At 56.6% G+C, this 13685-nt stretch carries 10 protein-coding genes; 4 read left to right on the top strand and 6 right to left on the bottom strand.

The genetic code is table 11. From position 1 onward, the window contains the following. The first annotated feature begins 129 nt into the window (after window positions 1-129). Together BM083_RS02525 and BM083_RS02520 are read left to right on the top strand one after the other, a co-directional pair. Window positions 130-600, top strand: coding sequence for a hypothetical protein (locus tag BM083_RS02525; protein WP_089865334.1), 471 nt, complete (start codon window positions 130-132; stop codon window positions 598-600). Beyond that, on the top strand, window positions 600-2081 hold the full coding sequence (locus BM083_RS02520) for a sodium:solute symporter family transporter (RefSeq protein WP_089865331.1): 1482 nt from the start codon (window positions 600-602) through the stop codon (window positions 2079-2081). Before BM083_RS02525 ends, BM083_RS02520 begins: the two co-directional genes overlap by 1 nt. Here the strand turns inward: BM083_RS02520 and BM083_RS02515 are convergent. Genes BM083_RS02515 through BM083_RS02500 form a run of 4 tightly spaced genes read right to left on the bottom strand, consistent with a single transcriptional unit; the run spans window position 2071 to window position 5482 of the window. Beyond that, complete coding sequence (locus BM083_RS02515) at window positions 2071-2532, bottom strand: hypothetical protein (RefSeq protein WP_089865327.1); 462 nt, start codon at window positions 2530-2532, stop codon at window positions 2071-2073. The two genes, BM083_RS02520 and BM083_RS02515, sit on opposite strands and share 11 nt — an antisense overlap. Before the next feature lie 4 nt (window positions 2533-2536). Further along, a complete protein-coding gene (locus BM083_RS02510; RefSeq protein ID WP_089865324.1) occupies window positions 2537-2875 on the bottom strand; it encodes an AtuA-related protein in 339 nt (112 codons plus the stop codon). After that, the gene (locus BM083_RS02505; RefSeq protein ID WP_089865322.1) at window positions 2868-4214 is read right to left on the bottom strand and encodes an acyclic terpene utilization AtuA family protein; all 1347 of its coding nucleotides are present in this window, start codon (window positions 4212-4214) and stop codon (window positions 2868-2870) included. Before BM083_RS02505 ends, BM083_RS02510 begins: the two co-directional genes overlap by 8 nt. Next, window positions 4211-5482 (bottom strand): hydroxymethylglutaryl-CoA reductase, degradative, encoded by a 1272-nt coding sequence (locus BM083_RS02500; RefSeq protein WP_089865319.1) that lies wholly within the window; start codon window positions 5480-5482, stop codon window positions 4211-4213. The genes BM083_RS02505 and BM083_RS02500 overlap by 4 nt, the downstream gene beginning before the upstream one ends. Window positions 5483-6073: 591 nt before the next feature. Between BM083_RS02500 and BM083_RS02495 the strand changes: the two genes are divergently transcribed. Beyond that, window positions 6074-8929: a PAS domain S-box protein gene (locus BM083_RS02495; RefSeq protein WP_245756832.1), complete on the top strand. Its 2856-nt coding sequence runs from the start codon at window positions 6074-6076 to the stop codon at window positions 8927-8929. A 178-nt stretch (window positions 8930-9107) separates the two neighbouring features. Here BM083_RS02495 and codB read toward each other — a convergent pair whose 3' ends face one another. Next, the gene (gene codB, locus BM083_RS02490) at window positions 9108-10535 is read right to left on the bottom strand and encodes a cytosine permease (protein WP_089865313.1); all 1428 of its coding nucleotides are present in this window, start codon (window positions 10533-10535) and stop codon (window positions 9108-9110) included. 95 nt (window positions 10536-10630) lie between these two features. Here codB and BM083_RS02485 point away from each other — a divergent pair, with 95 nt between their 5' ends. Continuing rightward, window positions 10631-11917 carry a cytosine deaminase gene (locus BM083_RS02485; RefSeq protein ID WP_089865310.1) on the top strand — a complete coding sequence of 429 codons (1287 nt, stop codon included), beginning with the start codon at window positions 10631-10633 and terminating at the stop codon, window positions 11915-11917. Between the two features lie 461 nt (window positions 11918-12378). Here the strand turns inward: BM083_RS02485 and BM083_RS02480 are convergent, their stop codons facing one another. Next, window positions 12379-13497 (bottom strand): aminotransferase class V-fold PLP-dependent enzyme, encoded by a 1119-nt coding sequence (locus tag BM083_RS02480; RefSeq protein WP_089865308.1) that lies wholly within the window; start codon window positions 13495-13497, stop codon window positions 12379-12381. Between the last annotated feature and the right edge of the window lie 188 nt (window positions 13498-13685).

Raw genomic sequence — 13685 nt, 5'->3', positions numbered from 1 at the left:
CGTTTGTAAAAGTTCTACGTGAGTCTCCCAAGTCACTGAGGACAGTATACCCCCTCGGATTCGGTCGTTGAGTGTACTGATTCAACAGTAACTTCTATTAGTTGTCAGCAAATCGTGTGAGGGGAACACATGACAGACACTACCAATTCGAATGGAGTCATTCTTGCAGCCTTGGCGACGCTCGTCGTCATGCTCGGGGCAATGCTACTCGGTGGCACCGTCGGCCAAGTACTCTTCTCGTACACTATTATCACCTTCTTTGGGCTCTATCTGTTGCTTGGCGTCCAATCAACGGCCGAACGGTACGAGTGGGCGCCGTTCCTGACACTTGCAGGGGCTCTCGTCGGCATACTGGCTGTTGTCTTCGCTGCATTGTGGTATTTCCACTTCCAGAATCCAACGTACACAGATCCGACGTATTGGCTGGGCTTCCCGCGGGCGACAGCAATTGTGGTGTATGCACTCTGGATGCCGCCAGCGCTACTGTTGATGTTCGCGTACCCCTACTTGTTCGAGCGGTTCATTTGGCATGAGGACCAAGCCGAACGCTTCGAACAGATGGAGCGCACGCCAACGTCGGCGACGACGGGGGATGACTGATGGCTATCGATTACATCATCGCTGGCATCGTTGGACTCTATCTGGTCGGGATGCTTGGAGTCGGACTGTGGGCGACGCGAGAAACGAATAGTACGGCAGATTTCCTCATCGCCGGGAAACGCTTCGGCATTTGGGCAGTCGCCTTCTCGGCGTTCGCCTCGATCATGAGCGGGTTCGGCTTTATCGGTGGCCCAGGATTGTTCTACCAAGGCGGGTATGCCTTCTTGTGGATTGCCATTGCGGCCCCGCTTGCATTCCCGATTTCGTGGTTCGTCCTTGGCAAGAAGATGCGACTCATGGCGGAGGTGCGTGAGATTTTGACGATTCCGGATGCAGCGTACGCACGTTACAATAGCAACGCAGTGCGTGGCCTGACCGCTGTGTCGGTCTTGTTGGGCGTCATTTCTTACCTTGCTGTTCAGTTGAAGGCGATGGGCTTCGTGCTCTCGGAGATTATTGGAACGAGTCAATTTGTCGCGCTTTTGATTGCGGTCAGTGTCATCGCCATCTACACTGTCGGCGGGGGGATGATTGCGGGCGTCATGACCGACCTTGTGCAAGGGGTGATAATGGTCATCGGGAGTATCGTCGTCTTTGCACTGACGCTCAACTACGGTGGCGGGCTCGAGCAGATGAGCCGAGATATCGCTGTGAACGACCCGACGTTTGCTGGCGCCTTCGGAAGCTTCCCGGTGATGCTCGTGCTGTGTTGGTATTTCCTGTTCACGATTGGGAACTCCGGGCAGCCACATATGGCGCACAAACTCTACATGATTCGCGATGTGAAGCTCTTGAAATGGGGTGCACCCATCGCAGGCCTGTCGTACTTCGCGTCGTCGCTGATGATGCTCGGCATTGGAATCAGCGTTCGGGCAAGCGTTGAAACCGGTGGCATTGCGGCGCTTGAAAATGCGGACGCAGCCGCACCGTATTTCCTGACGAACTTCACGCCGCCCGTAATTGCTGGTATCGTCTTCGCAGCCGCACTCGGTGCCATCATGAGCACCAGCGACGCCTTCATCAATATCGGTGCAGCCAATATGGCACGAGATATCCCGGAAAGTCTTGGCTACGAGTTCTCCTCTGACAGCCAAGAGTTGTGGATACACCGGATTGCGGCAGCGAGCATCATTGTGGGATCGCTGCTGCTCGCATACTACGCACAGATTCTCGTTGGCCTACTCGGTGTCGTCGGGTGGGCACTCTTTGCAAGCGCAATCGTCCCGTTGCTCGGGATTGGCCTCAACTGGGATGGGGCGTCGCGAGAGGGTGCGATCGCTGCTGTCGCCGTGTCGCTCGTGTCGAATCTTGGGCTGGCTGTAGCCGGCGAATTCGTTGGCTTTGCACTCCCAAATGGTGTCGTCATCGGCGCCTTCACGCTCGTGGTTTCCTCAATCACGCTCATCGTGGTGAGCTTCGTGACGTCCTCAAGCGCTCGTGAACAGATTGCGACGGATATCTACCGCGTCGTCACCAGCTAAGCGGTGCTGTTGTCTTTTTGATTGGAACGGTATTCCCAAACTGCGTCTCAAGTTGGTCAGCCAGCGCTGTGGTGTCGTGTGACCGCTCGGGATGATAGAACTCGTAAGTTTTCGATTCTGTCTCGATGGTTAGCTTCGGTTTGAACAGAAACGTTCCACTGCGGAGTTCGAGACGGGTTACTTCGGCTGTGTCGATGACAAAACTTCGGTCATTGGCGAGGAGGGTCTCAGGGGGTGCATCGCGTAGCGTATCGCCAACCTGTGTTGCTTCCCGTTCACGTCCATCACGCCGGAGCAAGACTGATTTGAACGACTCCTCGGCGTACGCCGCATAAATCCGATCGCGTTCGAAGAAGAGTTCGTAGTGTTCGAACGTCTGGGGGCGAATACGGTACCATTTGCTGGCCCACACACGACCACGCTGTGTCTTCGAGTCGGATGGGTCGCTCATTGCGTCAGTGGTCTGTCGTAGCGGGGAGTTCACACGCTAACAACAGGGCTGCGTAGGTCTTGCCCTGTGTATCGTAGCGAAGGCTGACTTGCCCGCCGCCGTCGAGGGCCTGTGTTCCAACAAAGTTGAACGCGTGAATGTTCTCGAGACGATACCGGGTGACGTCACCGTCGATGAGTCCCTCGAAGTGAGCTGCCACACGCGCTGCCGTGAGTTGCTCCCCAAGGCGTTCGAAGGCAGCCTCGTCGGTGGCGATAACGCCGATATTTACACGGTCACCTTTGTCACCAGACCGAGCATGCGCGAGTTCGCCAACCGTCGTTGGCTGGGGCCACTCACGCATAGACAGTCACCTCTGGGGTGACGTTCTTTCGGGAGACGAGCGTCGGCCACGTGTCGATGATTGGTTGTGGTCGTGGACGGCCGCCGTCGGTGAGTCCGGTGACACTCGGGGGGCCGGCCATCGATAGTGGTGCAAACTCCATCCCGAGACGTCGCAAAGCGTCCTTGTCATGACTCCGTGCGGCAAAGCGGAGCAAAATCTCGTTGTACTCCTCACGTTCGGGTGCCGCTGGGCCATGTGTTGCGTCGTGGCCGACGTACTCAGCGTTGGTCGCCTCGATATCCAACTCCAACGCGTTAATTCGTTGTTCGAGCAACGCCGTGGCTTTACGTGCCTTTTCGAGTGCGTCAGGGCGAGAGTACAGTAGCTTCCCGTTCAGTTTGTAACCGTTCTGATAGTGAATCGTTGCTTTGTACTGTTCTGGCCGTTCGGTTCCCGTGATGTCGCTGAGTCGAACAGCGTTCTCTCGCACTTGCGAGACGGTGGGACTCGTGAAATCCGCTGTGACATCCGGGGTCGTGTACGCTGTCGGATCACCAATCTCGTAGATGAGTTGTTCTGCAACCGTCTCAGTGGTCACACGACCACCAGTGCCCGGCGGTTTGGTGACGGTGATGTTGCCAGCTGACGTGACATCTGCGATTGGATACCCGAGATTCTCGAAGTCGATGGACTGCCAGTCGCCCAGGAAGTTTCCACCAGTTACCTGTGTCCCACACTCGATGAGATGACCGGCGACGACACCACTTGCGAGGCGGTCGTAGTCCTCTCGTGTCCATCCATGTTCGTGGATGAGTGGACCAAGAGTGAGTGCTGGATCGACAACACGACCAGTAATGATGATATCGGCGCCTGTCTCGAGTGCCTCTGCAACCGGGAAGGCACCGAGGTACGCAACCGCGGTGACGACGTCGTCGACAATTGTCTCGAAGGACGCACCAGTATCGAGGTTCTGGAGTGTCGTTGAGTCAATCTCTGAAAGAGCGTCGGTAAGAGAGTCACCAGTGACTGTCGCGACGGTCACATTGAGGTCCTTCCCGGCTGCAATATCCCGTACTTGCTGTGCACACGCTTCGGGATTGATACCGCCGGCGTTCGTCACGACACGAATCTCTCGGTCGAGGAGTTCTTCTAAATGAGGCTCAACGACAAAGCGGACGAAGTCATTGGCATACCCCCGCTGTGGGTCCGACGCTTGGAGTCGAGCGAGGACCCCCATGGTCACTTCCGCAAGGTATTCGAGCTGAAGATAATCGAACTCGCCGGCTTCGAGGAGCCGTGCGGTCGCATCCGGGTAGTCACCCCAAAAGCCAGCGGCGTTCGCGATACGGACACTCATTGGAGTTCATTGGCGATGGCTTCGGCTCGATCTTGGCGAATCGCTTCTTCAGCGACCATCTGTGCTGCAACCTCCTCAACGAGGTCTTCGGGGACGCCTGCTTGAATGGCGATGTTTTTCGCATGCAGGCTCATGTGCCCGGCCTGGATGCCTTCTGAGACGAGCGCCCGAAGGCCGGCATAGTTCTGGGCAAGTCCGACTGCAGCCATTACGCCGGCGAGCTCGTCTGCAGAATTGACGTCCAACAGCTCCATTGAGGCCTGTGCTGTCGGATGGAGCGACGTTGCACCCCCGATGGTACCAACTTGCATCGGGATTTCAATACTACAGGCGAGATATCCCTCGTCGTCCACTTCGTAGTGGGTGAGTGGGCCATACCCGCCTTGGGCAGCGTATGCATGAGCCCCGGCTTCGATTGCTCGCCAGTCGTTGAATGTCGCAGTCGCAACAGCGTCGATGCCGTTCATGATGCCTTTGTTGTGAGTTGCCGCTCGATAGGGATCACCGGCGGCAAAGGCCCATGCGTCGACGATGCGGTCACGAACCTCGGAGCCAGCGAGGTCGTCTTCATCTGCGGCCAGCACGGTTGGATCGAGCCGACATCGAGCGCGAGCGAGTCGCCGGTCGGCAAGATTCGAAAGAATCCGGAGGGAGACGGTACCATCCGTGAGTTGTTCAATTTCTGGGGCGAGTGCCTCTGCCATCGTGTTGACGGCGTTGCCACCCATCGCATCCCGCACGTCGACGACGAGTTGTGTGATGACCATCTGTCCCGTTGGTGTGTCGATGACGCGCACCTCGATGTCTTCACAGCCACCACCGTGCTCGACGAGTACGGGGTCTTGCTCGTTTGCGAGTGCAATGAGTTCGTCCCGCTTGTTTAGAATCCGCACTTTGGCAGCATGCGGATCGGCGACGTTAGTGGCCTGTATCTGTGAGATCATAATCGGTCCTGACACATTGGTTTCGAAGCCACCAGTCTCGCGTGCCATCAGTGCACCATAGGACGCCGCGGCGACGACACTCGTCTCTTCAATAGCCATGGGGACGAGTTTGTCAGCACCATCGATGACGAAGTTCGTCGCGACACTCAGTGGGTACTCGATTGTTCCGATGACGTTCTCGCTGACGTTATCGGCGTTCGTCGTTGTGAGCCCGATAGCTTCGAGCGCTGATGTAGCCTCTTCTGAGAGGTCCGCACGCTCTGCGATTGTGTCTAGACGCTCTGTTGGGGGTTGCTTGTAGAAGTCTGTAATACGAGAATCCATGACATGAACCGTGTCTAAATGAAATTATAAATAGATACGGGCTCCAGACGAGATGACACACTTCATGAAGACAAAGTGAGACGAGAGGGCTGACTATGGCAACAACGAGAGTGGAATCAATTTGAATCAAAATTTATTCCGGTGAGAAAAAACTAGTGTTCAGAGGGAGTCCACCAGTCGAAGCCCAGATGTGGGAACGCCGACGCGTGTGGTGAAACCGTCACAAAGTATCCCCCTATTTCTAACGTACCACGATCACCGATACGACCGTTCAAACATCACTCTATAAAATTTCACAAAGTTATATGTTCAAGAATAACACAGGAGAATACTGTGAGCTACCTCGACGAAAGCGACGCTCAGTCGATCACGGTCCTCGTCGTTGGCGACGACAAAGAGTTCGCTGAGCTAGTTCAAAAAGCCCTCCAGACAAAGACGGACGCACAACTGCTCTCGGCACTCGATATCGAGTCTGCAGTTCAGTCACTCACACAGCATTCAATCGATTGTGTTGTCTCTGCGACCGACCCTCCCGACGGGGACGAAGACGAGTTATTATCTCGGATACGGGCTCACGAACGTGGGGCTCGCATGCCGGTTCTGTTCGTTTCTGATGACCAGCGAGACCCAACTACCCTTCCGACCGGCGAGTTCACCGACTACATCTTACTTCACACGCCACACAAGCCTTTCAAGCGGGTTTCGACACGCATCCAGACGTTAGTTGCCACAGCACGTGAGAGAGATCGTGCCGACAAGGCTGCGACTCGCCTTGAGCGAACGCTCGAACGAACCACTGATGGCGTGTACACCGTCGACACTGACTGGCGTATCGAGTACGTCAACGAGACGATGGCGAATCGAGTCGGATACGAACGATCACAACTCATTGGGAACGTTGTGTGGGACGTCTTTCCCTCGCTTCTCGGAACCGACCTCGAGAGGACGTATCGACAGGCGATGGAATGTGGTGAACCGACATCATTCAACTCGTACATCGGGGCTCCCTTCGACTACTGGGTAGAGACACGTGTGTTCCCGGACGAGACTGGACTCTCTGTTTTCTCCCGTGAAGTAACCGAGGTGCACGAACAGAGACAGCGACTTGAGCGAAGTGCAACAATCCTTGAAAATGTCCATGATGTCGTCTTCATCATCGACGAGACGTTCGAGATACAGTTCGCAAATCCAGCAGCAGCGCGTGTCTCGGGGTATCCATCGACGACTGCATTGGTTGGTGAACAGCTCTCGACGCTCATCGGCAACCAGGTCACCGACGATGCGGCCGACGCGTTCAGTGAGGCTGTCGCCGATGCGTTCAGCCAGGCTCATGGTGACGGTGGTGTTTCAGGACTGTACGACTCAGATTTACAACTCGAACTCACCACTGCGTTCGGTATTCGCAGTTTCGACGTCCGATTAACGCCGTGTACTGGGAGACACAACGAGGTGTTGGTTGTCGCCCGTGACGTTACCGAACAGAGCGAAGCACAACGGCAGTTAGAAACTGAGCGCGACGCGCTCCGTTCACTGCAGGAGGTGATGGCAGACACAGACCTCACCACAGTAGCACGGCTCGGTTGTCTGCTTGAGGTAGGATGTGAAACGCTCGACTTAGAGATGGGCGTCGTCACCGCAGTCACAGACGACGAGTATCACGTCGAAGCAGTACATGCACCCGGGGTGGACATCGACGTCAGTGATGTCGCTGACCTCGCAGAAACATACTGTGCTGAAGTTTTCGAACAAGAACGGGTTTGCTCGGTTGTTGACGCCGTCGATACAGAAAACGAACCGCATTCGGTATCTCGTGAGTTGGGACTCGAGTCGTACTTCGGTATTCCACTGACAGTCGACGGCGAGCGCTTCGGGGCACTTCATTTCTCGGGTCAAAAGGCACAACCACAGGAGTTCACGGAGTCATCGACGACGTTCCTCAGACTGTTGGGTGAACTTGTTGCCGCTGAGCTGGCACGGTCGCGAAACCGCCGGCAGCTCGAAGCGACCAACACACGTCTCGAATCGCTCATCGAGGCTGCACCGCTCACAATCATGGAAGTCACCGCTGAGGGCGTCGTCAGTCGCTGGAACCGTGGAGCAGAGGAGATGTTTGGGTGGAATCGTGAGGAAATCGTCGGGGAGTTTGCACCGTTCGTCCCGGCAGAGAATCACTCCGATTATAAAGCGCACCGGGAGCAAGCACTCGCCGGTGAGGCAATTCACGGGAAGGAGGTCACACGCCAGACCAAAGACGGAACCGTACTGGACCTCCTGCTCTCGACGGCACCGGTTCGCGATTCAGAGGGTGCAGTCACGAGTATCCTCGCGGTGATGGACGACATCACAGAACAGAAAGAACACGAACGGCAACTGCGTGCACTCCAAGAGATTGCCCAGCGACTCACGGCCGCGTCGTCGATTGAAGCAATCGGTGAAATCGCAGTCGACGCTGCCGCACAGGTGCTTGGATTGGAGGTGACGAGTGTCTGGCGCTACGCGAAAGAGACAGACAGTTTAGTACCGATTGCGGAAACAAAGCGAGCGACTGAACTGTTTGGTGTCACACCGACACTCACATCCGGCGATGGGCTTGCCTGGGAGGCCTTTGAACACGGGGCACTGCAGGTGTATGACGATGTCTCGGTCCACGAAGGCCGGTTCAACCCGGACACACAGATTCGAAGCGAGATAATCGTTCCACTCGGACGACATGGACTCTTGGCGACCGGCTCAACAGGAATCGAAGAGTTCTCAGAGCGCGAGATTGACCTCTTCCGAATTCTCGGCGCCTCAGTGGAGGTTGCAATGATCCGAGCGAAACGCGAAGCAACACTGCAAGAGCAGAACAACCGGCTCAGTGAGTTCACCGATGTCGTCGCCCATGATTTGCGGAATCCATTGGCCGTCGCCATCGGGTATCTCGACGCCGCGAAAGAATCGCAAAGTCCCGAGCATTTCGAGAAGGTCTCTGCAGCGCACGACCGAATCGAGCAGCTCATCTCGAATCTCTTGACGCTAGCCCGCGGAGAGGCCGCAATCGAAGACGCACTCGAGTTCGATGTTGCAGACGCTGTGAGCGACGCGTGGGGGTTCGTAGAAACCGATGAGGCAACACTCGAGGTACACGATGGAGTACCCGTTGTCAAAGGGGATCGAAGTCGCGTAATCCAACTCTTTGAGAATCTCTTTCGGAATGCAATCGAACACGGTGGTGACGACGTGACGATTGGCGTTGGGCCACTTGCGGAGGGTGGGTTCTACGTCGAAGACGACGGGCCAGGGATTCCACCCGAACGGCGTTCTGAGGTGCTCGAGTCCGGTGTGTCGTATGGCTCTGGAACCGGGTTCGGGCTCTCAATCGTTGCTGCGATTGTTCGTGCACACGGGTGGGATATCGAAGTGACGGCAAGTTCGACAGGCGGTGCGCGCTTCGAATTTGCCTTTTGAATCAGTTGGCTCACGTTAGTTTTGTCTTTGCAACCCTCCTTTCGGCCGGAAGCCACTCTCACAGCCGACCGAGCACGAGCATGTCGAGAATACCGATGTGGATATGGCTACGAGACGCAGGGAAAACACAGGAACGACAATCGAGTGTTTGTGAAAGAGACACCAATCGCAAAACTGGCTATCGATGAGTGAGCTGAGGATTCTGCGAAATTGAATGTGTTGGCGCAATCCCCGTTGCCTCAAGCGCATAGTGCCCAACGACAAGTGCAGCCATCGCAACCAGAATCCCATTCAGTGACGGAATCCCGGGGAGCAGTTGTGGCGCAGCGACCCCCGGAATAACCGACCCAGCTGTAAGGACAGCCGCCCCACAGCCGAGGAGATACGCCCCAACGGGAACCACACGAAGGGTAGTGAACTCGATGTGGTCCATAATCGGGACCTGCAGTCGCCACCTGACGAGGAAGTCGGCGATGATGACACCACCGAGCGGGGGAATGTAGAGGCCAAGCGTCGACAGCCACGGGATAAGCAAGCCATCAGCGCCGGCCAGTGCGAGACCGATGCCGATGAACCCACCAATGAGAACGAACGGACGTTTCCGGTCGAAGTCGAAGGCCTCGCTCCCGGCGACACCAAATGCATAGGCGGCGTTGTCGTTCGTCGTCCAGATGTTGAAAATCAGTGCGATAAGACCAACGGTAGCGAGTCCTTGTGCAGCAAGTACTTCGAAGAGATCGCCTTGGGGAGTAACGTTGTATGCGACGCCACCGACTGTTCCACTGAGAAACAAAAACCCGTTCCCGAGAAGGAACGCGACCAGGCCGGCCCAAAACCCCACGCGGTGGTTCTGTGCGAACCGAGCCCAGTTCGGTGCCTGTGTCCCGCCACTGATGAACGTCCCAACAACGATCGTGACTGCAGCGCCGAAGGTCATCGTCGATTCTGCAGCTCCCGCTTGTGCAAACAGTCCTGAGATGCCCCCGACGTCTTGAAGCGCAATGACGATCGACAGCGTCCCAATGACCACAAGCGCTGGCACAGCCACGAGAGACAGTTTTTCCATGCCATCGTAGCCAACGTACGCCGTCGCAAGGTGCAACAGCCCCCAGATGATGATAAGCGCCCCAACCCAGGTCGGTGTATTGATGCCGAGATATTTCGCCGTCGGAACTGCAATCAGTGGGATGGTCACCCCGAACCACCCGACTTGGGTTCCACCCAACAGCAAGTCAGCCCACTTTGCGCCGACGCGCCCGAACGTATAGCGCGAGAGCAATACAGTCGTCAACCCCGAACGGGCCGCAATCAAACAGAGCACAGCGACATAGATTCCCAAAATTGCATAGCCAACGCCCATGACGGTCAACGTCTGTGCAAACCCGAGGGCGGCACCAACATCGGCGCCTGCCCAAAGCGTCCCTGCGAAGAACACGAATCCGAGGAGAACAGCCGAGATGCTCAGTAAGTTCTTGCGTTCGTCTCGGGGAACGTGATCAACCGGCCAATCGGGATCGGGGAGATTTTCGTGCCCAAAGATAAGTCGTCTGAGAAGGGTAGATCGCGTTTCATCTGCCTGCGTCTGCGATGGTTTCGGTGTTGCCATACCCGTTGGTAACTTGTGACATGGCTGTTGAATCTTTATGAAGTTGTATTTAGTTTGTCAATAGAGATATACACACACTGGAAGAACGACAGTACATGTCACGATTTCTGGTCCGCGATGCGACGCTGCTGGATGAGTCTTCTGTCGACATAGTCATCACAGATGGATCGATCGAGCGGGTACAAGCAGCCACGACAGCTGATTGGGACGCATTTGACGCGTCACAGCGCTTCGACGCTGCAGGTCGGTTGGTCACGCCGCCGCTCATTGAGCCGCATATCCACCTCGATGCGACATTGACGGCTGGTGAACCAACGTGGAATCGCTCGGGGACGCTTGCGGAAGGAATCGAGACGTGGGCCGCCCGAAAAAATTCACTCACAAAGTCAGACGTCAAACAGCGGGCCCGCAAAACACTCGAGTGGTTGGTCAGTCATGGCGTCACTCGTGTCCGGACGCATGCCGATACAACTGAGACGTCTCTAACGGGTGTCGAGGCGTTAGTGGAACTCCGTGAGGAGATCTCGGACGTTGTTGATCTCCAAGTCGTCGCATTCCCACAGGATGGCATTTTCACAGCCGACTCTCACGAGGATTTGCTCGTTGATGCAGTTGAGATGGGCGTCGACGTTATTGGTGGCATTCCTCACAACGAGCATACGCGCGAGGATGGGGTCAAAGACGTCCACACAGCCGTCGATTTGGCTGAAAGGCATGGACTTCCACTCGATTTGCATATCGATGAGACTGACGACCCACAATCGAGATTCACGGAGGTGTTAGCCAGTGAAGCGCTCAAACGGGGGATCGGCGCCAAAACGACAGCAAGTCATACGACAGCGATGCATTCGTATTCGAACGCCTATGCGCAGAAGCTTATTTCGCTCCTCGCGAAAAGCGGCGTCAGCGTCGTGACGAACCCGCCAGATAATGCTGTCCTGCAGGGCCGCTACGATGACTATCCGAAACGGCGTGGGCACACGCGTATCGATCAGTTGCGTGAAGCGGGTGTTTCGGTCGGACTCGGCCATGATTCAGTGATGGATCCGTGGTATCACTATGGGGTTGGCGATCCACTGGATGCAGCCTTTGTGTTGCTTCACTACGCTCACATGAGCGGTCGGGATGACGTCGAACCACTGTGGGAGATGTTGACGACGGCGAACGCGACTGTGTTCGGCGCACAGAACTATGGCATCGAACCTGGTGCTGAAGGCTCGCTTGTCGTTTTCGATGCACACGATCCGTTCAATGCACTGCGCATGCGTGCACCGAGAGTCCGTGTGATTCGTCGTGGTGTCGAAATCGCACGAACGACACCTGCGGAGACAACTGTGTACGCGGGTAGTGACGAACGAGAAGTGACATACACTCGTCGATAACGCGATATAGGTCTACAGATCTTTATAAATCGGGTCGTGGCTCCTCGGACAGTAGGCAGTGACACAAAGAGTGATCAACACGTCTCATCGGTTGGGACGTACGAGCCGCTCTTTGCGGAGATCCACGCAGAACCACCTTTCTGCGTCGGGTCGAACAAAATCACTTCGTCAGGGTCAAACACAGCATCGATTCCGTGGATGTGACTACCGAGCGCACACTTAACCGTGAACTGAGGCCACTCTGTAGCTGCCGTTATTTTCGCTCTGTCGGGGTTCATATGGTCACTCCTGCTGCGATATCAGCCACGTTGGAGGGAACCACGAACTCTAATTCTATCATCAGTCTACCCACTGAATTACACTACATTTCCGAGTGTAATATACTTGGCCTAACAGTAGTGTGTGCGTTCTTCGTCACTACTAGGTAACTCCCAATCACACCAGGCAGGTTCAGCCTCCGTTCAGTACTCTCCCTCTAACGCGTCGAGCACCGACTCGACATCCGCCTCGGTGTTGAACACGTGCACAGAGACACGAACGAGGCCCGGATACGGGAGTGAGCGAATCACGATTCCCTGGTCGTTCAGTCGCTCTACTGTCCGCTCTGGGTCGGCAACGTCGATTGTCACCAACCCCGATTCGGGCGTCGCCGGGCTCACCACGTGTTCGTCGGGCACCCCGTCGCGCAGTTTCGTCGCGAGGTCGTGAATCCGTGATTCGACGGCGTCGACACCCATCTCGTCCATCATCTCGATGGCCTCCTGGAGGGCCACGTACGGCGCGGGGTTCGTCGTGCCCACCTCTAGTCGGGCCGCACCGGTCTTCAACTCGTACTCGTCGTCGGTGGGAGTGACGACGCCGCGATATCCAATCGGTCCGGGATGCAGTTTTTCGGCGGCCTCGGCGTCGACGTAGAGATAGCCCGCGCCCCAGGTGCCGAGTAGCCACTTGTGGCCGGCGGCGGCGACGGCGTCGGCACCCCACTCGTGGACGTCGACGGGCGTTTGCCCGACGCTCTGGACGGCGTCGACGAGGACGAACGCGCCGGCATCGTGCGCGATGTTGACCAGTTTTTCGACCGGGAGTCGCGTCCCGTAGTTCCACGTGAGCGAACTGAAACAGACGAGTTTCGCATCCTCGACGGCGTCACGATAGGCGTCGATATCGAGTCGTCCGTCCGTGCTCTCGACGACGCGAATGTCGATGCCCCGCGTTCGCTCCAGTCGTTTCCACGGGAGGATGCCTGCCGGATGTTCGAGGTCCGTCCGCACGACGACGTCGCCGGGTTCCCACTCGAGTGCACAGGCGATGCGATTGATGCCGTCGTTCGTACTCTGGGTGAGGGCGATTTCGTCCGTGTCGGCACCGAGGAAGTCGGCGACTGTCGCCCGCACGTCTTCGTACGTGTCGAACGCGGCGGGGTACATCCCCTCGGTGGCTGGTGACTGGTACTCGTGGTACTCCAAGAACTCCTCGGCGGCGTCGACGACGCGGCGCGGACTCGGTCCGCTCGCGCCCGTGTTGAGGTAGGTGACCGCTTCGAGTGCGGGCATGTCTGCACGGAGTTCGGTCGGTGTCATGGGTTGTGGTACTCGGACGACAGTGTAAGCACTAGGGGTCAATGAACTGGAAGCTCAATAGCCGAGAGAGACGCTATCGATGGCAAAGCTCTCACAGAGAGTCCCTCTCCGGAAGCAACCGAGCAACGTCATGATGGTACTCATAGCCTCTTGGCATCTGTCTCGCCCTTTGGGGCACGGTTGTAGCC

The sequence above is a fragment of the Halogranum rubrum genome (assembly GCF_900114455.1).
GTDB classification, from domain to species: Archaea; Halobacteriota; Halobacteria; order Halobacteriales; family Haloferacaceae; genus Halogranum; species Halogranum rubrum.
The sequence above is the reverse complement of the archived record's forward strand: the minus strand, read 5'-3'. Positions and strand labels throughout refer to the sequence as shown.

Bases quoted from the DNA above. Each gene is read 5' to 3' on its own strand.
- BM083_RS02525 (WP_089865334.1), top strand. From the start codon at position 130: ATGACAGACACTACCAATTCGAATGGAGTCATTCTTGCAGCCTTGGCG.
- BM083_RS02520 (WP_089865331.1), top strand. From the start codon at position 600: ATGGCTATCGATTACATCATCGCTGGCATCGTTGGACTCTATCTGGTC.
- BM083_RS02515 (WP_089865327.1), bottom strand. From the start codon at position 2,532: ATGAGCGACCCATCCGACTCGAAGACACAGCGTGGTCGTGTGTGGGCC.
- BM083_RS02510 (WP_089865324.1), bottom strand. From the start codon at position 2,875: ATGCGTGAGTGGCCCCAGCCAACGACGGTTGGCGAACTCGCGCATGCT.
- BM083_RS02505 (WP_089865322.1), bottom strand. From the start codon at position 4,214: ATGAGTGTCCGTATCGCGAACGCCGCTGGCTTTTGGGGTGACTACCCG.
- BM083_RS02500 (WP_089865319.1), bottom strand. From the start codon at position 5,482: ATGGATTCTCGTATTACAGACTTCTACAAGCAACCCCCAACAGAGCGT.
- BM083_RS02495 (WP_245756832.1), top strand. From the start codon at position 6,074: ATGCCGGTTCTGTTCGTTTCTGATGACCAGCGAGACCCAACTACCCTT.
- codB (WP_089865313.1), bottom strand. From the start codon at position 10,535: ATGGCAACACCGAAACCATCGCAGACGCAGGCAGATGAAACGCGATCT.
- BM083_RS02485 (WP_089865310.1), top strand. From the start codon at position 10,631: ATGTCACGATTTCTGGTCCGCGATGCGACGCTGCTGGATGAGTCTTCT.
- BM083_RS02480 (WP_089865308.1), bottom strand. From the start codon at position 13,497: ATGACACCGACCGAACTCCGTGCAGACATGCCCGCACTCGAAGCGGTC.